The organism is Halobacillus sp. B23F22_5, assembly GCF_043497085.1.
In the GTDB taxonomy this organism is placed as follows: domain Bacteria; phylum Bacillota; class Bacilli; order Bacillales; family Halobacillaceae; genus Thalassobacillus.
Genome location: NZ_JBIEKI010000005.1, coordinates 195,484 through 215,054, shown reverse-complemented (window position 1 = coordinate 215,054; position 19,571 = coordinate 195,484). Strand labels below are relative to the sequence as shown.

At 46.1% G+C, this 19,571-nt stretch carries 13 protein-coding genes and 1 riboswitch; of the genes, 8 read left to right on the top strand and 5 right to left on the bottom strand.

Annotated elements, in window-relative coordinates:
• The first annotated feature begins 2 nt into the window (after window positions 1–2).
• The 5 genes from ACGTN9_RS09755 (at window position 3) to ACGTN9_RS09735 (ending at window position 8,205) form a co-directional block, all read left to right on the top strand.
• Window positions 3–1,169, top strand: coding sequence for a glucose-1-phosphate adenylyltransferase (locus ACGTN9_RS09755; RefSeq protein WP_499592277.1), 1,167 nt, complete (start codon window positions 3–5; stop codon window positions 1,167–1,169).
• 14 nt (window positions 1,170–1,183) lie between these two features.
• Entirely contained in the window at window positions 1,184–2,290 is a 1,107-nt protein-coding gene (gene glgD / locus ACGTN9_RS09750; RefSeq protein ID WP_499592275.1) for a glucose-1-phosphate adenylyltransferase subunit GlgD, read from the top strand.
• Between the two features lie 74 nt (window positions 2,291–2,364).
• Window positions 2,365–3,795, top strand: a complete 1,431-nt coding sequence (gene glgA / locus ACGTN9_RS09745; protein WP_499592273.1) for a glycogen synthase GlgA — start codon at window positions 2,365–2,367, stop codon at window positions 3,793–3,795.
• 27 nt (window positions 3,796–3,822) lie between these two features.
• On the top strand, window positions 3,823–6,261 hold the full coding sequence (locus ACGTN9_RS09740; protein ID WP_499592271.1) for a glycogen/starch/alpha-glucan phosphorylase: 2,439 nt from the start codon (window positions 3,823–3,825) through the stop codon (window positions 6,259–6,261).
• 24 nt (window positions 6,262–6,285) lie between these two features.
• Window positions 6,286–8,205: a glycoside hydrolase family 13 protein gene (locus ACGTN9_RS09735; RefSeq protein ID WP_499592269.1), complete on the top strand. Its 1,920-nt coding sequence runs from the start codon at window positions 6,286–6,288 to the stop codon at window positions 8,203–8,205.
• A 240-nt stretch (window positions 8,206–8,445) separates the two neighbouring features.
• Here the strand turns inward: ACGTN9_RS09735 and metH are convergent, their stop codons facing one another.
• The 3 genes from metH to metC are packed head-to-tail and all read right to left on the bottom strand — an operon-like array spanning window position 8,446 to window position 14,923.
• Window positions 8,446–11,898: a methionine synthase gene (metH, locus tag ACGTN9_RS09730; RefSeq protein ID WP_499592267.1), complete on the bottom strand. Its 3,453-nt coding sequence runs from the start codon at window positions 11,896–11,898 to the stop codon at window positions 8,446–8,448.
• Window positions 11,879–13,738: a bifunctional homocysteine S-methyltransferase/methylenetetrahydrofolate reductase gene (locus ACGTN9_RS09725; RefSeq protein WP_499592265.1), complete on the bottom strand. Its 1,860-nt coding sequence runs from the start codon at window positions 13,736–13,738 to the stop codon at window positions 11,879–11,881. Before ACGTN9_RS09725 ends, metH begins: the two co-directional genes overlap by 20 nt.
• Before the next feature lie 3 nt (window positions 13,739–13,741).
• Window positions 13,742–14,923: a cystathionine beta-lyase gene (metC, locus tag ACGTN9_RS09720; protein ID WP_499592263.1), complete on the bottom strand. Its 1,182-nt coding sequence runs from the start codon at window positions 14,921–14,923 to the stop codon at window positions 13,742–13,744.
• An 86-nt stretch (window positions 14,924–15,009) separates the two neighbouring features.
• Window positions 15,010–15,120: riboswitch (SAM riboswitch) on the bottom strand.
• Between the two features lie 173 nt (window positions 15,121–15,293).
• On the opposite strand from metC, the gene ACGTN9_RS09715 reads away from it, so the two are divergent.
• Window positions 15,294–15,770, top strand: a complete 477-nt coding sequence (locus ACGTN9_RS09715) for a YkvA family protein (RefSeq protein WP_499592261.1) — start codon at window positions 15,294–15,296, stop codon at window positions 15,768–15,770.
• A gap of 244 nt (window positions 15,771–16,014) precedes the next feature.
• Complete coding sequence (gene purU, locus ACGTN9_RS09710; RefSeq protein WP_499592259.1) at window positions 16,015–16,917, top strand: formyltetrahydrofolate deformylase; 903 nt, start codon at window positions 16,015–16,017, stop codon at window positions 16,915–16,917.
• A 68-nt stretch (window positions 16,918–16,985) separates the two neighbouring features.
• On the opposite strand, the gene ACGTN9_RS09705 is transcribed toward purU, so the two are convergent.
• Together ACGTN9_RS09705 and ACGTN9_RS09700 are read right to left on the bottom strand one after the other, a co-directional pair.
• Window positions 16,986–17,717: a MerR family transcriptional regulator gene (locus tag ACGTN9_RS09705; RefSeq protein ID WP_499592257.1), complete on the bottom strand. Its 732-nt coding sequence runs from the start codon at window positions 17,715–17,717 to the stop codon at window positions 16,986–16,988.
• 51 nt (window positions 17,718–17,768) lie between these two features.
• Window positions 17,769–18,599, bottom strand: a complete 831-nt coding sequence (locus tag ACGTN9_RS09700) for an ABC transporter ATP-binding protein (RefSeq protein WP_499592255.1) — start codon at window positions 18,597–18,599, stop codon at window positions 17,769–17,771.
• A 157-nt stretch (window positions 18,600–18,756) separates the two neighbouring features.
• On the opposite strand from ACGTN9_RS09700, the gene ACGTN9_RS09695 reads away from it, so the two are divergent.
• A complete protein-coding gene (locus tag ACGTN9_RS09695) occupies window positions 18,757–19,530 on the top strand; it encodes a class I SAM-dependent methyltransferase (protein WP_499592253.1) in 774 nt (257 codons plus the stop codon).
• The last annotated feature ends 41 nt before the right edge of the window (window positions 19,531–19,571 follow it).

Sequence of the window (19,571 nt, the reverse complement as noted above, 5' to 3'; positions counted from 1 at the left end):
TCATGAAAAAAGAATGTGTAGCGATGCTATTAGCCGGTGGCCAGGGAACCAGGCTGAAATCACTCACGAAGCAGATTGCAAAGCCTGCCGTCTATTTTGGCGGAAAATACCGGATCATTGATTTTCCTTTGAGCAACTGTACCAACTCCGGTATTGATACCGTAGGTGTACTTACCCAGTATGAACCATTAATTTTGAATAGTTATATCGGGATTGGAAGCGACTGGGATCTTGACCGTAAATACGGCGGGGTTTCTGTGCTTCCGCCATACGTCCAGTCGGAAGAAGGGGGAGGATGGTATACAGGTACCGCTAATGCCATCTATCGAAATGTTAAATTCCTCAACCAGTATGACCCGGACCATGTGCTTGTTCTGTCTGGAGACCATATTTATAAAATGGATTATAGCGATATGCTTGATTACCATAAGGCGAGCGGTGCGGACGCGACGATTTCAGTCATAGAAGTTCCGTGGGAGGAAGCTAGCAGGTTCGGTTTGATGAACACCAACGACTCAGGGGTGATCACTGAATTTGAAGAAAAACCGGAAAATCCGAAGAGTAACCTAGCTTCGATGGGCGTGTACATTTTCCGGTGGGACGTCTTGAAACGTTATTTGATCGATGATGCCGGTAATGAAAATTCTTCTCATGACTTTGGAAAAGATATCATCCCGGCGATGCTTGGAGACTACAAGAAAATGATGGCCTACACATTTGATGGCTACTGGAAAGATGTCGGGACGGTTGCGAGTTTATGGGAAGCCAATATGGATTTACTGGAAGAGAAGCCTGAACTTGAATTGAATGACCATTCGTGGCGAATCTATTCGAAAAGTCCGAATCAGCCTCCTCAGTATATCTCGCATGAAGCAAACGTTCATAATGCGCTAATTAATGAAGGCTGCCGTATCCATGGAACCATTGACCATTCCGTCATCTTCTATGGGGTGCATGTCCAGGAAGGTTCCATCATCCGTGATTCGGTCGTCATGCCGGACGTTAAAATCGGAAAAAACGTGACCATCAACCGTGCCATCATAGCAGCAGGAAGTGTTATCGAGGATGGGGCTGTCATCGGCGATCCGTCACCTGACAGCGATATTACATTAGTTGCAGATGAAGACAGTGTTTTAGCAAAAAGCTATTTGGAGCAGATCATTAAATAGGAGGGGGCTAATCGATGGATCGTTTAGCAGGAATCATAAATCTAGACCATGAACAGGATGTATTGGATGAACTTACTTATTTTCGGTGCAGTGCCGCTGTTCCATTTGCCGGACGCTACCGGATGATCGATTTTACCATATCCAATATGAGCAACTCCCGAATCGAGTCGATTGCTGTTTTCGCCCGCAGGAAATACCGGTCACTGATGGATCATTTGGAGCAGGGGAAAGCCTGGGATTTGGATCGTAAACAAGGCGGGCTGTTCATCCTTCCTCCAGACTGGAATGACCCGACTGACATTTCAAAAGGTGACCTCCAGCATTTCCATAATAACATCGACTTCATCACTCGTACGTTTGCCGACTATGTGGTTGTCTCCGGGACACAGAATATCTGCAATATCAACTTCCGCGATGTACTGGAGGAACATAAAGCGTCAGGTGCTGATGTGACGGTAGTCTATAAAAAAGTGGAGGAGCTTTACCCTGAACATAAACGAGCCCATAAACTGACAATCGATGAAAATGGCCGTGTTACGGATATACATAATGATCAACGTAGCAACAATGTCTATATGGACATGTATATCCTGGAGAAGAATTATCTATATGGGATGATTGAAGATTGCATTGCTCACGGCTGTTCTCACTTTTTCCTCGATGGTATAAAAGCGAGACTGCCGCAAATTCATATGCATGCTTATGAATACGAAGGAGCGCATGCACTGATCAATTCGATCGAAAGCTATTATCGTCATAGTTCGAGCCTGCTGAACGGGGCCAACCATGAGGATTTGTTCAAAGAAGAAGCGCCTATTTTCACGAAGGTGAAAAATGAGCCTCCGACAAAGTATTCTCAGGATTCAAAAGTTGCTAATACCCTGGTCGCCAATGGCTGTATCATTGACGGACATGTGGAGGACAGCATTTTGTTCCGGGGTGTAAAAGTGGCCAAAGGGGCAGTAATCAAAAACTCGATCATTATGCAGCGCTGTGAAATCGACAGCAATGCGGTATTAGAAAATGTCATTTTAGATAAGGACTGTCGTATTTCTAACAGCCGGACGTTGATCGGAGTCCCGGAGAAGCCTTATGTCGTAGCAAAACGGGTTTCCATGTAGGAGATTGCCTATAACGGCAATCTTTTTCCTCTTCCTACATGTGATGAAATGAACAGGTAAAAGGAGTGAACAGGATGAAAATATTTATGGTAGGATCCGAATGCACCCCATTCATTAAAACAGGCGGACTTGCAGATGTGTTAGGTTCACTTCCGCAGGCACTGCAGGAACAGGAGGAGGATGTTCGTATTGTCCTTCCGAAATACCAGGACATCAGCGATGAATGGAAAGCACAAATGCAACCATTGCTGGAATTGAACGTGACACTTGGGTGGCGCAATCAGTATGCCGGCGTCGAATACATCGAACATAATGGCGTAACCGTCTATTTTATTGATAACGAATATTATTTCAAGCGCTCGAATTTGTATGGGTACGGAGATGAAGCGGAACGGTTCGTATTTTTCAATCGCGCCGTAATGGAAATGGTCAAAGCCTTGGACTGGACACCTGAGGTCATCCATTGCCATGACTGGCAGAGCGGCTTGATCCCTGTATTCCTTCACACTCATTACAAGGAAGATCCTGTCTTTGCCAATATGAAAACGGTCTTTACCATCCATAATCTGAAATACCAGGGGATTTTTTCTGATGAAGTTTTATATGACTTAATGGAGCTGGACGAGCGCCTGATGTCACCGGAAGGACTTGAATTTTTCGGGGACATCAACTTCATGAAGGGAGCGTTGAATTTTGCTGATCGTATCACAACTGTCAGTGAAACTTACGCAAAAGAGATTCAAACCCCTTATTATGGGGAAAACCTAGATGGAGTATTACGAAGCAAATCCGATCGAATGATTGGAATCGTGAATGGTATCAATACAAAAGATTATGATCCGATGAAAGATGAAGCGCTCGCATTTCCTTACCGAAGTTCATTGACGAAAAAATGCCATAATAAACTCTGGCTGCAAAAAGAACTGGGGCTTCCCGTGCGCAGCGATGTTCCCATGATCAGCATCGTTTCCCGGCTTGTTGAGCAAAAAGGGTTCGATTTGATCGCCCGGGTCATCGATGAACTGCTGGATACCGAGGATATCCAGCTAGTCGTACTTGGCACAGGTGAATACGATTATGAACAGATGTTTCAATGGGCTCAATCCAAGTATCCAACGAAGATGTCCGCGAATATCTTATTCAGTGAATCCTTTTCCCGTCAAGTGTACGCAGCGAGCGACATGTTCCTGATGCCATCACGGTTTGAACCATGCGGCATCGGTCAATTGATCGCACTCCGCTACCTGGCTGTCCCGATTGTCCGGGAAACAGGTGGTCTTGCTGATACCGTACAGCCATACAATGAACAAACAGGGGAAGGGAACGGCTTCACATTTGCGAATTACAATGCCCATGACATGCTGTTCACCATCCGTCGGGCACTTGAATTTTACCAGGATAAAGAGGTCTGGAAACCACTCATTAAAAACATTACGAAAAGTCAATTTCCATGGAAGTATTCTGCACGCCGGTATCGTGAGGTGTATGCGCAGGCAATGGAATAGGGCAGGATGAATTGGAGGAAACCGTAAATGTTCAGCGACAAAGAGGAATTCAAGCAGGCATTTTCCCAGAAGCTCGAAGCTAAGCTAGGCAAGACAGTTGAAACCGCTACAGAGGTGGATGCATATAGAGCTCTTGGTTCGCTGTTGCGTGAAAGAATCGGAAAAAAATGGCTGGAGACGAATCAGCGCTATCAACAAGAGAAGGAAAAGCAAGTCTACTATTTTTCCATGGAGTTTCTGATTGGCAGGTTGATGGGGAATAATCTATTGAACATGCAGATGGTCGATGTCGTCGCGGAAGGTTTGAAAGAGTTAGGATTCGACTTGGGTGAATTGGAGGAAGAAGAAAGCGATGCAGGGCTTGGTAACGGGGGACTGGGCCGACTTGCTGCCTGCTTCCTGGATTCCCTTGCATCCTTGGGACTGGCCGGCCATGGCTATGGTATCCGCTATAAATACGGAATGTTCGATCAGCAGTTCATCGATGGCAATCAAGTCGAATTTCCTGACTTATGGCTGTCGCGTGAATTTGTCTGGGAAGTCCGTCGCCCGGAAGAAGCAGTAGAAGTCCGATTCGGCGGCCATGTGTCTTCGAGCAAGGATGAAGATGGCAACCTGCATTTTGACCACCATGATTATGAGCAGGTCCAGGCGGTCCCCTACGATGTCCCGGTTGTCGGCTATAACAGTGATACCGTCAATACGCTGCGTCTCTGGTCTGTAGAAGCGAACCTGGATGATACCATCAAAAAAGCATCAAGGCTTAATGAATTCGGGAATTTCCTCGGTCACAAGCGCTCTCTTGAAGCGATTTCGGAATTTTTATACCCAGATGACTCCCATGAAGAAGGGAAGCAGCTTAGACTGAAACAGGAATACTTTTTAGTATCGGCAGGGGTACAGAGCGCTGTGCGTGCTTTTGAACAGTTGGAGCTGCCCTGGTCCGCCTTTCCTGAAAAAGTCGCTCTCCATATTAATGACACCCATCCTGCGATGGTGATTCCGGAACTGATGCGGGTTTTGATGGATGAAAAGCAGCTGGGATGGAAAGAAGCCTGGAATATCATTCAATCCTCGGTTTCATATACCAATCATACGACCCTGAGTGAAGCACTGGAATCGTGGCCGGTGGATATGGTCCGTCAGTTGCTGCCGAGAATTTTCATGATTATAGAAGAGGTCAACGAGCGGTTTTGCCAGTCATTATGGGAAAAATACCCCGGAGAATTCGACCGTATCGCTGAACTTGCCATCATCGCTGATGGCCAGGTGAAAATGGCGCATCTATCGATTGTTGGCAGCCATAGCATTAATGGAGTGGCAAGGCTGCATACCGAGATTTTGAAAAAGCGTGAAATGAAAATTTTTTATAATACATTTCCTGAGCGGTTCAACAACAAGACGAACGGTATTACCCATAGACGCTGGCTAATGCATGCCAATAAGCCGCTTGCCGGACTTCTTACAGAAACAATTGGTGAAAAATGGATCAATGAACCTAGGCGCTTGACAGACCTGCTGGGTTATCAGGATGATGCGGGTGTATTGAATAGCTTAGACAATATCAAGCAAGCGAACAAAGAAAAGCTGGCTTCCTGGGTTTACAAAACAAAAGGAATCTCCCTTGATCCGCTATCGATTTTTGATGTCCATATCAAGCGTCTCCATGGATATAAGCGTCAGCTCCTGAATGCGCTGCATATCATGCATCTATATAACAAAATCAAAACAGATCCTTCTCTGGAAATGGCCCCAAGAACCTTCTTTTTCGGAGCAAAAGCAGCACAGGGCTACCATTATGCTAAAAAAATCATCAAGCTGATCAATACGATTGCTGACGTGGTGAATAATGACCCGGTAGTAAGCGACAAGCTTAAAGTTATTTTTCTGGAAAATTATTCGGTTTCCCTTGCGGAACGGATCATCCCGGCAGCCAATGTGAGTGAACAGATTTCAACTGCTAGTAAGGAAGCTTCCGGCACCGGAAACATGAAGCTGATGATGAACGGGGCGTTGACACTTGGAACGATGGATGGTGCCAATGTGGAAATCCATGAACTTGTCGGGGATGATAATATTTACACATTCGGCTTAAGTTCGGAGGAAGTTTTGGAATATTACCGGTCCGGCGGCTATTCCTCGAGGCAGGTGTACGACACAAACGAAGAGGTTCGACTCACTGTCGATCAGCTGATCCATTACAGTCCTTTTTCGAAAGGGGATACAGAATTTCAGGAAATCTATGACTCGCTCGTACATCATAACGATGAATTTTTTGTACTGAAAGATTTCGCAGCTTATGCAGCTTCCCACCAGAAGATTAACTTCGATTATCAGCAAAAACAGGACTGGAGCAGAAAAAGCCTGATCAATATCGCACATGCTGGAAAATTTTCAAGTGACCGGACGATTCAGGAATATGCTTCGGATATCTGGCGGATTGCACCAGTGAACACGTTAAAGTGATTGATGAATGAAGGAGGACGCAGTATGAAATCAAATGACGTTTATCATAACAGCTTTAAAACACAATATCGCGAGCCATTCGGTGCTGCACCGAATGGCTCGAATGTCACACTCACCATCGATATCCATAACCGCTACCGTATTTCGAGCGTCATCCTTCATTACATTTTGGATAACACGGATAAAGAAGAGACGCAGGAAATGGATATCTATGCGGAGCAGCACCAGTTTTCCGGATATGAGACGACAATCGTCATGCCGGAGGAACCTCAGCTGGTCTGGTACTATTTTGAAATCCAGCTTGAGGATGGCAAGTTTTTTTACGGGCGCCGGAACATAGAAGAAAGTGGCGATGGGGTGGTTTACGATCATGTTCCTCCGTCCTGGCAGATTACGGTCTATGATCCTGACTACGAAACACCAGAGTGGTGGAAGCATGGGACCATCTATCAGATTTTCCCTGACCGCTTCTATGCGGCTGGTGAACGTGAGCTTGCCAAAGCCCCGAAGACAAGTTTGATGCACAGCCATTGGGAAAATGACCCGATTTATATCCGTGATGAAAATGGGGCGGTCGTCCGTTGGGATTTTTTTGCGGGGAACATCCAGGGAATTATCGAGAAGCTCGACTATATAGCATCGCTAGGTGTCACGGTGATTTACTTGAATCCTGTATTCGAAGCGGAAAGCAACCATCGCTATGATACCGGTGACTATCATACGGTCGACCAGCTGCTTGGGAGCAATGAAGACTTGGCAGAACTTGCCCGGAAGGCAAAGGAACGCGGGATTGAAATTATGCTTGATGGTGTCTTTAACCATACCGGAAGCAACAGCATCTATTTCAACCAGCGCGGCCAGTATGATTCACTCGGAGCCTATCAATCGAAAGAATCTCCTTATTATTCCTGGTACATTTTCCATAACTACCCTGATGAATACGAATCATGGTGGGGCGTCGGGACTCTCCCCACCGTCAATAAAGACGATGAAAGCTACCAGAACTTTTTAATCCATGATGAAGATAGTGTCCTGAAGTACTGGCAAAAATACGGGTTGAAGCACTGGCGGCTCGATGTAGCTGATGAACTGACCGATGACCTGATCAAGCAAATCTACCAGCAGGTGAAAAAAGAAGATGATTCCAGCGTGTTGCTGGGAGAAGTGTGGGAAGATGCCACGACAAAAATCGGCCATGGCAAGCGGAGGGAGTATTTCCTTGGCGGTGTGTTGGATTCAGTCATGAACTATCCGCTGAGGGGGATGATGCTCGCGTTCATGAGTGGTGATGCTGATGCCCATGATGTCGAACGGCGGCTGTTGACGTTGTCTGAACACTACCCGAAGCAATACTTTTATGCGTTGATGAATATGTTATCCAGCCATGACGTCGAACGAATCAAGACGATGCTCGACATGTTTTTGCCAGAAGAAATGGAAGCAGATGACAAAGCTGTCATTGTCGATGCCCAAGTGAAAGCGCTGAGCTTATGGCTCTATACCTTCCCTGGCGTTCCATCCCTTTATTATGGAGATGAGGCAGGTTTGACCGGCGGCAGCGACCCGGATAACCGAAAGCCGTATCCGTGGAGCAGGGAAGATGATAGTCTCGTAGATTGGTATAAAAAGGTAGGGAAATGGCGCCGTGAACACCCAGCATTACGTACCGGCTGCTGGAAATCTCATTCCCTTCATCCTGACGTCTATTCCTTTGAGCGGTGGATTGAAAATGGGGTCGATAACTTTGGCGGGAGTGCCAGCGATGAACATATGATTTATATGTTCAACCGCCATATTCATGAAGACCGGGAAGTGACCCTAATGATGAGAAAAGGGAAGTGGCAGCATATGGAGAATAAAAAGCGTGTGTTTGAGGCTAAAGACGGTGAGTTGACTGTTACACTAGGGCCGTCTGAAAGCATGCTGCTCCGTCATATGCATTAATAGGGATCACCCTCTGCTCGATGGCGAGCTTAGGGTGGTCTTTTTTGTGTGAAAGTGGACTTTTACGAGATAATCCTGCAGTTTGAGAGAAAGTATGGTGAATAAGAGAGACAAAATCGAACAGAAGAGAGACAATCTCGAGAATAAGAGAGACAGAATAAATGATATAAGAGAAAATACAGCACGTTATAAGACAATAAAATATACAAAAGGCAGCGACTCAGTCGCTGCCTTTCAAGTTTAATAGACATTGAAATACCTGGCATCCGGATGAGCGAATACGATGGCGGTGACGGAGGCTTCCGGCTCCATCATGAATCCATCGGTCAGTTCAACGCCAATCTGCTCAGGTTTAACCAGCTTGAATAATTTCTCCTGATCTTCTAAATCCGGACAGGCAGGGTACCCGAAGGAGTAGCGCTGTCCTTGATACTTGGCCGAGAACCGTTGCTGCATCGTGAAATCGACAGGATCCGGGAATCCCCATTTATCACGCATCAGCTGGTGAACATGTTCGGCCAGGCCTTCTGCGGTTTCGAGCGCCAGTGCCTGCAGGGCATGGCTTTCCAAGTATTCCCCATGTTCCTTTAAGGCCTCCGCGCGGTTGCGAATTCCTTTTCCGGCAGTGACGGCGAAGAATCCGACATAGTCCATTTCACCGCTGGATACAGGACGCAGGTAGTCTGCCAGACATAGGAACGGTTCCCTCGGCTGGCGCGGGAAGGTGAACCGCTCGACTTCGGTTTTTTCATCTGCCGGGTCATAGATGATGACATCGTCTCCGTCTGATTGGGCAGGAAAAAATTGATAGAGAGCAGATGGCTCGATCCAGCGCTCTTTTTTAGCTTTCGTCAACAAATCGTCGACTACGCCCTTCAGATGGACGGCTTTTTCATTATTCTCTGCTATCAACCTGGAAAACTTGCCTTTCAGACCAAGGTGATGGCCAATCAGCATCTGCATATTGATATAGGGCTCAATATGGTCGACGGAATAATTTCGGAGCACATGCTGTTTGTAGTCCTGTGGCTGATAGACAGGTACCTCAGTTGATACAGCAGACTTCGGTTTGACTGCCACAGCAGTTGCCCCTTGAGACTGTTCTCGCTCTGCATTTTTGGCGAGGGCAGCCTGTTGTTTTTCATGGAGTTCGCCGACCAGTGCGTCCCGTTCTTCTTCGTTGCTGAGACGGTTGGACAGCGCCAGACCATCCATCGCATCTTTTGCATAAAAAACCGGTCCTTCATACTGAGGTAAGATTTTCGTCAATGTGAATTTACGGGACAACGCGGCTCCGCCGACAAGGATCGGAATGGAAATCTTTTGCTGGGTTAAGTCCTGTGCTGTCAGCACCATCTGCTGGGCAGACTTTACGAGTAAGCCGGACAATCCTACAAAATCAGGATTTTCCTGATGGATTTGATTGATCAGCTCTGACGGAGTGACTTTAATGCCAAGATCAACCACTTCAAAGCCATTGTTGCTTAAAATGATTTCGACGAGATTCTTTCCAATGTCATGGACGTCGCCTTTGACGGTGGCGAGCAGTACTTTTCCTTTTTTACTCGAGGAATCCGCTACTTCCATGTGAGGTTCCAGGAATGCAACGGATGCCTTCATCACTTCCGCGCTTTGCAGGACTTCTGCAACGATCAGCTGGTTGTCGTTGAACAGGCGGCCAACCTCAGCCATACCGTCCATAAGCGGTCCATTTATGACCTCAAGTGGAGTAGCGTATTCTTCAAGTGCCTGTTCTAAGTCAGGAAGCAGTCCCTCTTTTGTCCCCTCGACGACATAATGAGCAAGCCGTTCGGCAAGCGTCATTGTCTCGGTCGGAATTTTCGTCTCTTTTTTCTTGCCACGGTAAAAGGCAGTAAACGCCGCAAGTGTTTCGTCATTTGTATCAAACAGCAGTTTATTGGCTTGCTCGATTTCTTCTTCCGGAATCGAAGCAAACCGTTCTAACTTTTCCGTATTCACAATCGCGTAATCGAGCCCTGCTTTTGTACAGTGATAAAGATAGACAGCATTCAGCACCTCACGTCCTACCGGCGGCAGGCCGAAGGAAACGTTGCTGACTCCAAGTACCGTCTGGCATTCCGACAAGTCTTCTTTTATCAGGCGAATCCCTTCAATCGTAGCTTCGGCAGAACCGATATACTGCTCATCTCCGGTACCGACGGGGAAGACGAGTGGATCAAAGATGATATCGGCTGGGTCAAGGTCGTATTCGCCAACCAGGATATCATAGGAACGTTTGGCTACCTCGAGTTTCCGCTCAGCAGTGACTGCCATTCCTTCTTCATCAATCGTACCTACAACCACCGCCGCCCCGAACTTCTTCACTACCGGCAGCACTTCTTTAAAGCGTTCCTCTCCGTCTTCGAGGTTAATCGAATTGATAATCGCTTTCCCCTGGGAATACTTGAGCGCCTTCTCGATGACCTCTTCATCGGTTGAGTCAATGACTAAGGGGACCTTCACTTTATTGACGACTTGCTTCATGAAAGCTTCCATATCCTGCGCTTCATCACGGTCAGGATCTGCAAGACAGATATCGATGACCTGTGCGCCTTTTTTTACCTGAGCACGGGCGACTTCCGATGCTTCCTCGAACTTCTCTTCGGCAATCAGCCGTTTGAACTTACGGGAGCCGATGACATTGGTCCGTTCACCGACAAGAATCGGCCGGTCATTTTCATCATCATAAATGAATGGCTCGATTCCGGAAACGGCATGGGGATGGGTATCCGGTGCGGTCCGCGGTTCCAGACCTTCCACAGCTTCAGCGATCGCTTTAATATGGTCCGGTGTCGTTCCACAGCATCCCCCGACGAGATTCAGCCAGCCTTTTTCTGCAAAACCGGCAATTTTTGCAGCGAGTGACTGTGGTGTTTCATGATAGTTGCCTTCTTCATCGGGAAGTCCGGCATTTGGATAACAGCTCGTTGCTGTTGTCGCCAGGTCTGATAAGGAGCGGAGGTGATCGCGCATGAATTCCGGTCCAGTGGCACAGTTCAGACCGACCACAACCGGGTTCATATGCTCCAGTGAAATATAAAAAGCTTCAATGCTTTGACCGGCGAGCGTCGTTCCCATCGGTTCGATTGTCCCGGAAATAATAAGCGGCAGTTCAGTGCCAGTTGCTTCAAAAGCCCTGGTAATCCCCAGGTAGGCTGCCTTTACATTCAGCATATCCTGGGATGTTTCCAAAAGCAGCAAGTCGACACCGCCGGTAATCAGACCGCGGGCTTGTTCTTCATAAGCATCTGCCAAGGCATCGAAGGTCGTTCCCCCTGTGACAGACAAGGTCTTTGTTGTCGGTCCCATCGCACCAGCTACAAAGCGTGGTTTCTCTGCCGTTGTAAAAGAATCAGCTGCGTCTTTGGCTAGCTGTGCTGCTTTGATGTTGATCTCCTCGGCAAAGTGGCCAAGGTCATATTCGTCCAAAACAAGACTGGTCGCCCCGAAAGTATTGGTTTCGATAATATCTGCACCAGCTTCCAGGTATTCAGTGTGAATCCTCTCCAGCACATGGGGGGCGGTGATATTCAGGTATTCGTTGCACCCGTCATAGGCTTCCCCGCCGAAATCTTCCGGTGTCAGATCAGCCTGTTGAAGCATCGTTCCCATCGCACCATCCAATACTAAAATTCTTCTGGCCAGATGTTCCTTAAATGATGTGGATGCCATTGGAAATCTTCCTTTCCTGCTTTTCAGTTTGTTGTTTGATGTATTCCGTCAATTCTACAGTCATTTCATAACGTAGAAAAGGAGTGATCAGATAGATGCCATTAAACAAATCAAGCGCAGCGTCAATCAACGATTTGGCAATCGCAATCCCTTCTGCCTGGGCACGTTCCTTATCGTGGCTGTACTTTTCCATGCTTTCCCGGATTTCTGGTGAAAGCTTGATACCTGGAACTTCATGATGTAAAAATTCCGCGTTCCGTGAACTAGTCAGCGGCATAATGCCAATATAGACCGGTGTTTTGAGGTGTTTCGTAGCTTCATAGACTTCCACCATCTGTTTTTCACAGTACACCGGCTGGCTGATGAAATAGTCGGCACCGTAAGAACTCTTTTTCTCTAACCGGCCGACAGCCCGGTTTAGATTACGCACATTCGGGTTGAACGCAGCAGCAACAGAAAAATCAGTTTTTTCCCCTAGAGATTTACCAGAAAAAGAGATGCCTTCGTTGAGCTGCTTGATGTAGTGAATCAAATCGAATGACGATAAGTCATACACCGAGGTAGCCCCGGGAAAGTCCCCGATTTTCGTAGGGTCCCCAGTCACAGCAAGCACCTCTCTGATGCCAAGCGTGTGCAGTCCCATCAGGTGTGATTGCAGGCCGATCAAGTTCCGATCACGACAGGCGATATGGACCAGCGGGTTGATTCCGTACTCCTGCTTGATAATCGTCGCCATTGCCGTATTGCTGATACGGGGAGAGGCAAGGGAGTTGTCCGCCAGCGTGACCGAATCGACACCGGCATCTTTCAATGCCTTTGCTCCGCTCAGATATTTTTCAGTGTTCAATTTTTTCGGCGGATCGAGCTCGACAATAATAGAACGTCTTTCCTTTGCTATCTCATGGAGGTGTTCCTCTCGATTGCTGTCGTCCGCCTGTTTCGGGACAGAAGGCTGTTTAATAGGGACTACTTTTTCAGTAATCGGCTTTCTGCCTTTCACTTCTTTTGCGACCGCAGCAATGTGTTCCGGGGTAGTCCCGCAGCAACCGCCGATCAGACGTGCACCCTGGCGGTATAAATCCAGCGCGCTCTTTCGGAAGTAAGTTGGATCAGTGGGATAAATCAATCTTCCATCCTCGTAATCTGGCAGACTGGCATTCGGATATGCGGAAAGCACTGCTTTTTCAGGTAATGGAACGTCTTCCAATGATTGAATCATATGATAAGGGCCAAGCCGGCAGTTGACACCGACAACGTCAGCACCTTTTTGTTCCAACAGTTGAAGCGCATCCGCAAGCGGCATGCCATTCTGCATGACGCCGGGCTCATGCATCGATACTTGCGTAATCAATGGAAGATCGGTTTCCTGCCTAGCAATTTCTAAAACCGTCGTCAGCTCTTCCAGGTCATAGAAGGTTTCGAAAATAAGTCCGTCTATATCCTTCATCAACAGGCAATAGAGCTGCTCACGGAAACTGCGTTTCAATTCTTCCATTGTTGGGATTTCTTTTTGAATATCCCGGATACCGCCGATGGTGCCTACCACATAAGTGTCTTCACCGGCAGCCTCTTTTGCCAGCTGAACGGCAGCAGTATTGATGGCTTTGACGTGATCTTCCAGCCCATAGCGGGATAGTTTAATATAATTAGCCCCATATGTGTTTGTCTGAATGACATCTGCGCCGGCACGGACATAAGCTTTGTGCACATTCCGTACTTCTTTGGCATGGGATAAGTTCATTTCTTCGAAACAGCGGTCGACCCCGTAAGAATAGAGCAGGGTCCCCATTGCGCCGTCTCCAATTAATGTTTTTTCCTGAAGTGCTTGATCTAATCTCATTCGTTATCCTCCTAGTTCGACTTCCAGCTTGGTGGTTTGTTGCAATGCCTGGTCAAAATCTTTGATGATATCTTCGGCTTTTTCGAGACCGACGGATAGACGCAGCAGTCCGTCGGTGATGCCGCGTTTCAGCCTTTCCTGTTCAGGCATGGAGGCATGGGACATTTTCGCCGGGTAAGAAAGTATGGATTCTACAGCACCTAGACTTACGGCAAATACCGGAATTTCTACGTGTTTAGAAAATTGTCTAACGGCCGCTTCATCTTTCAGTCGGAACGAAAGGACAGCACCAGGACCGTCTGCTTGATAGTTATGGGTCGAATAGCCGGGATGAGTACTAAGGCTTGGGTGATACACTTCCTCGATCAGCGGATGGTCGGCCAGGTACTGTGTAATTTTTATTGCTGATTCGGTGGACTGTTTCAAACGGCAGTCGAGTGTCTTCAATCCGCGTAAAACGAGCCAGGAGTCATGCGGGCCAAGAATCGATCCGAACGCATTCTGCAAATACGGGAGCTGTTCGGCTATCTCCGGGTGGTTCGTAACTGCAAGACCGGCCACGACATCACTATGCCCAGCAATGAATTTAGTGGCACTGTGCAGCACCAGGTCGGCACCAAGTTCTAGCGGCCGCTGCAAGGCTGGGGTCATAAATGTATTATCTACAAACGTGTAGCAGCGGTGCGCTTTTGCGAGCTTAGCGACAGCGCTGATATCAGTTATGTTTAAGAGAGGGTTAGCAGGTGTTTCGATGTACACTACTTTAGTATTCGGCTGAATGGCTGTAGCTACCGCATGCAGATCCGTCATATCGACGAAAGTATGCTCGATTCCGAAGCGGTGCAGGACATCGTGGACCAGCCGGAATGTGCCCCCGTAGACGTCTTCTGTAATGACCACATGGTCGTTTTTGGACAACATCATGAACGAGGTGGAAATGGCAGCCATGCCGGAGGCGAACGCAAGCCCTTGATTGCCGCCTTCGAGTCTGGCAATCTCTTCTTCCAATGCTTCTCTTGTTGGATTTCCGGAGCGGCTATAATCATATTTTCCCGGATTGTCAAAGTCTGCTTGATGAAAAGTGGACGCCTGCTGGATTGGCACGCTTACTCCGCCCGTAGTCGGGTCAAACTTATGATTTCCATGAAGCACGCGTGTCTGAAAAGAATACGAATGATCGGTCATTTATAATTCCTCCTCGTTGAAAAATCATGGGTAAATATAAAAAAAGCCTTCCCATAAGAAGAAGACTTTGTAATGATAAGTTCCTCTTCTTATCTTCCAAGTTGTTGGCACAACTTGCTGGAATTAGCACCTTTCTGGTATCACCAGTGGTTGCTGAGGCTTCAACGGGCCAGTCCCTCTGCCTCTCTAGATAAGAAATAATCGAGTTAGTATTTAATTGGTTCTCACTAACTTACACTAAAGCGATAAATTTTACAAGGGGGGAGAAGAGAATTTTTCGAATTTTCTAGTAGAAGAGAATGATTGACAACGATGTAATCGGGGAAGGTAAAATAAATGAAGCACTTTTATTGAAAAGGAGAATCAAATGATGAGTGAAGAAAAAAATTATAATAAAAAACTGAAGAATTTCAATCCCGCCAAAGCAGTAGAAACCGGGCGTAAATATTTTTCCGAAAACAAATTTTTTGCCAAAATGGGTCGCTATGCATTATTGCTGGGCTCCAAGATCGCTTACTATAGTTTTCTCTTGTATTACACATTCAAGAGCCCGAATACACCAAAGAAAGACAAGCTTACGATAGCAGGAGCACTTGGTTATTTAATTTTTCCTGCTGATGTTATTCCTGACTTCATTCCGGTCGTCGGTTTTGCGGATGATAGCCTTGCTATCATTTATGCTATTTACAGTGTCGTTTCCCATATCGATGAGCCGATCAAGGCGCAGGCACATGCCAGTATGGTGAAGTATTTCGGCAAAAACTTCAGTAAAGCGAATATTGATGAAAGGTTTATGATGGATGAGTCCAATGATGAAGAAGGAGAAGATCATTCGCAGGCTCAATAAGTTCTTAGGGGCAGTCTCAAATAAAATGCTGGAAGTCGCAAATATATCCAGAAAGCCGCTAATATAAGTGAAATGCAGCATTAAAAATCACTCCTGTCCTCTATTAAACAGGGGTAGGATCGGCCAAATCAAAATCCCCTCCAAAGCGAGGGGATTTTGATTTGCTGTCAGCAAATATTTTGTTATAGGATAGAGCGATAAGATAAAGACTAAACTAACAGTAATACATGTAAAGGGGATTATTATGGCTGAAACAACACACCAACACTTACGAAAATTTCAAGAAGCAAATAAAGATAAAGGACGACTTCTGATCTGCTGTCCGGACCAGCCTGGGATCGTAGCGGCTGTTTCTAATTTCCTTTTTCAAAATGGAGCCAATATTATGGAGTCCAGCCAGTATACGACAGATGCTTATGAGGGTACATTCTTCTTGCGGATCGAATTCGATTCTCCTGGCTTGCAGGGGAAAGAAGAAGAATTGAAGAGCAAATTTCAGGCGGTTGCTGAAAACTTTAACATGAAGTGGGACATAAAATTTGTCTATGAACTGAGGAGAACGGCAATTTTTGTTTCCAAACAACTGCATTGCCTGCGTGAGCTGTTATGGGAATGGCATAGCGGCGAGTTAGTAACTGATATTGCACTTGTTGTCAGCAATCATGATGATGCAAGGGAATTAGTAGAATCGTTCGGTATCCCGTTTCATCATATACCAGCCAATAAAGATATTCGCAAGGAAGCAGAGGCAAAACAGTTGGAGCTGTTGGAAGAATATAACGTCGACCAAATTGTTTTGGCCCGTTATATGCAAATCCTGACACCTGATTTTGTAGCCGCTTATCCATCACGAATCATCAATATCCACCACTCGTTCCTGCCGGCATTCGTCGGAGCGAATCCATACGGGAGAGCTTATGAGAGAGGAGTAAAACTGATTGGTGCGACATCCCACTATGTTACCAATGATCTGGATGAAGGACCGATCATAGAGCAGGATATCATGCGAGTCGACCATCGTGACAATGCAGAAGATATGAAAAAAATCGGACGTAAAGTCGAACGTAGTGTGCTTGCCCGTGGTGTGAAATGGGATTTGGAAGATCGCATTCTTGTGCATAAAAATAAAACAATTGTATTTAATTAATGATAGAAAAAAGGGAGGCCCCGGGGTGTTAGATGAAACACCCCGGGGCCTCCATATTAGGGGGGGAATTAGTTTGGTTGCCGGTTATCGGCATAAACAGCCATGGCATCCGTCATGAATTGGGCAAGGCCTTCACCGAACTGATCGATATTTTTCGTAAAACGTTCGTCGGCGATATACATCTGTCCCAATCCCTTGAAGGCCTCCAATGAATAGCTGCCGATTTCATTTAAGAGGACATACCATTTAGCAATAGCTTCCTGAGCTACCTTAGAAGCAGGGTCCTGGTGACGTATTGATGCCAGTTCCCGGTACAATTCATTGATTTCTTCCTGCTTTGCTTCGCTCATCCCTTTGACTTTCCTGTTGGCATCGTCTACTGCTTTATCTCCCCAGCGTTCCCGAGCTTCTTTTTCATAAGGATTATGACTGAAATCAAATCCCTTGAATTTATCTTCTGCAGTCATTTCAATTTCTCCTTTCCAATGTTGGAGTGTTTTTTCAACCGTATCAATCACCTGATCCAGGCGGCGGCGTTTTGCCACCAGCATTTTCCGATGCATTTCTAACGCTTCCTCCCGATCGAAGGAAGGATCTTCAAGAATCGTTTTGATCCGTTTCAGCGGAAAACCAACTTCTTTGAAAAATAGAATCTGCTGCAGCGTTTCTAGGTTGGCATCGGAATAAACCCTGTAGCCGGCATCTGTGGTCATGTCTGGCTTCAGCAGCCCGATTTCATCATAATGATGCAGCGTGCGCACGCTTATACCAACCAGTTCGGCAACTTCTTTTACTTTCATATTCGGATCCCTCCCATCGCTTTCACTATAAGCTATCACGTAACGTGAGAGTCAATAACTATTATTAAAATCAATGGATGGATTATTATTGTGTGATTGTACACGAATCCAGGGGCGGCCGTTATCCCACTCAAGAGCTAATGGCAGTTCAAAGGTTGCTTGTAAATTTTCTTCGGTTAACGTTTTATATTTTTCACCACTAGCCGCTATACTCCCGTGGTGAAGTAGCAAAGTATGTGAAATGGACGGGATGACTTCGTCTATATGGTGCGTTACGTATATCAAAGTTGGCCCGTCAGATGAACGATTCATCTGATCAATTGTCTGAAGCAGCTCTTCTCTCGATAAGATATCCAGTCCACTGCATGGCTCGTCCAGAATCAACAGTTCTGGTGACGCCATCAACGCACGTGCAATCATGGTTTTCCGCTTTTCACCCTGGGAGAGGGAAGAGAATTTTTGCTCAGCAAGGGTCATAATTCTGAATTGATCCAATAGATGGTTAGCTCTGTTTATATCTTCTGCTGTGATTTCATCATAAATACCGATGGTGGCATGTTTTCCGCTCAACACCACCTCCCTGGCAGTTTCTCCTCCATGATGCTTGAAACGTTCATCCAATGAAGTGCTGACCCAGCCGATAGATTTACGCAGTTCCAGTATATTCGTTTCACCAAACCTATGGCCTAATACATTAACTTCTCCATTCGTTGGCCATTGGTAGCCGGTAATCATATTGAGAAGGGAGGTTTTGCCTGAGCCGTTCAACCCAAGCAGTGCCCAGTGTTCTCCTTTTGCTACATTCCAGGTAACATCTTTTAAAATGGTTTTATCTTTCTGTTTCCACTCAATTCCTTTCAGCGAAATAATTTGTCCACACATACCTGTACCTCCTAGACGTTTTTGTTAAGGTAACACATTCTCGAAAGGATAGGAAAAACCTTTTTCTTGAGTGACAAGGATATTAATGGAAAAAACAATAGTGTTATATGCTAAAGTATTAAGAGGAATAGTTTAATTGAAAAGGGAGAAGACGAATATGAAACTGGTAAAACATAATCAAAAAGCTTGGGATAAAAAAGTGGAAGATGGGGTGGTCTACACAAAACCGGTAAGCAGCAAAGCAATAGAAAAAGCGAAAGCAGGGGAGTGGGAAATAACAGTCACCACTGAAAGACCAGTGCCAAGATCTTGGTTTCCAACCTCTTTAAAAGGGATCAAAGTTCTTTGTTTAGCTTCCGGGGGAGGGCAGCAAGCCCCTGTGTTAGCAGCTGCTGGAGCCGATGTATCGGTGGTCGATATATCCGATATGCAATTGGAACAGGACAGGTTTGTGGCCGATAGGGACGGGTTGTATCTGGAGGCGATACAAGGCGATATGTCTGACTTGCATTTCTTTGAGGATGGCTCGTTTGATCTCATCGTCCATCCGGTTTCAAATGTATTCGTAGAAAATATATTGCCTGTATGGAAAGAGAGTTATAGAGTTTTAAAGAATGGTGGTACGCTTATAGCCGGTTTCACTAACCCGCTTTTGTACCTGTTTGATGATGACCAGGAAGAAAAAGGCATCCTCGATGTGAAACACTCGATTCCATTTTCAGGTCTTACCTCAATTTCCGAAGAAGAACTACAACGTCATGTGGAAAATAACCTGACGGTCGAATTTGGTCACACATTGGAAGACCAGATCCAAGGTCAAATTGATGCTGGATATGCTATCAATGGTTTTTATGAAGATGATTTTGGAGGGAAACGGTTGATTGACCATTATATAAAAACGTTTATCGCTACAAAAGCTGTCAAAATCTGATGGGAAATAGAGGCCATTCACTCGAAATCGAAAATTATTGC

Excerpts from the sequence above, each read along its gene's own strand:
- ACGTN9_RS09755 (WP_499592277.1), top strand. The coding sequence starts at position 3 with ATGAAAAAAGAATGTGTAGCGATGCTATTAGCCGGTGGCCAGGGAACC.
- glgD (WP_499592275.1), top strand. The coding sequence starts at position 1,184 with ATGGATCGTTTAGCAGGAATCATAAATCTAGACCATGAACAGGATGTA.
- glgA (WP_499592273.1), top strand. The coding sequence starts at position 2,365 with ATGAAAATATTTATGGTAGGATCCGAATGCACCCCATTCATTAAAACA.
- ACGTN9_RS09740 (WP_499592271.1), top strand. The coding sequence starts at position 3,823 with ATGTTCAGCGACAAAGAGGAATTCAAGCAGGCATTTTCCCAGAAGCTC.
- ACGTN9_RS09735 (WP_499592269.1), top strand. The coding sequence starts at position 6,286 with ATGAAATCAAATGACGTTTATCATAACAGCTTTAAAACACAATATCGC.
- metH (WP_499592267.1), bottom strand. The coding sequence starts at position 11,898 with ATGGCATCCACATCATTTAAGGAACATCTGGCCAGAAGAATTTTAGTA.
- ACGTN9_RS09725 (WP_499592265.1), bottom strand. The coding sequence starts at position 13,738 with ATGAGATTAGATCAAGCACTTCAGGAAAAAACATTAATTGGAGACGGC.
- metC (WP_499592263.1), bottom strand. The coding sequence starts at position 14,923 with ATGACCGATCATTCGTATTCTTTTCAGACACGCGTGCTTCATGGAAAT.
- ACGTN9_RS09715 (WP_499592261.1), top strand. The coding sequence starts at position 15,294 with ATGAGTGAAGAAAAAAATTATAATAAAAAACTGAAGAATTTCAATCCC.
- purU (WP_499592259.1), top strand. The coding sequence starts at position 16,015 with ATGGCTGAAACAACACACCAACACTTACGAAAATTTCAAGAAGCAAAT.
- ACGTN9_RS09705 (WP_499592257.1), bottom strand. The coding sequence starts at position 17,717 with ATGAAAGTAAAAGAAGTTGCCGAACTGGTTGGTATAAGCGTGCGCACG.
- ACGTN9_RS09700 (WP_499592255.1), bottom strand. The coding sequence starts at position 18,599 with ATGTGTGGACAAATTATTTCGCTGAAAGGAATTGAGTGGAAACAGAAA.
- ACGTN9_RS09695 (WP_499592253.1), top strand. The coding sequence starts at position 18,757 with ATGAAACTGGTAAAACATAATCAAAAAGCTTGGGATAAAAAAGTGGAA.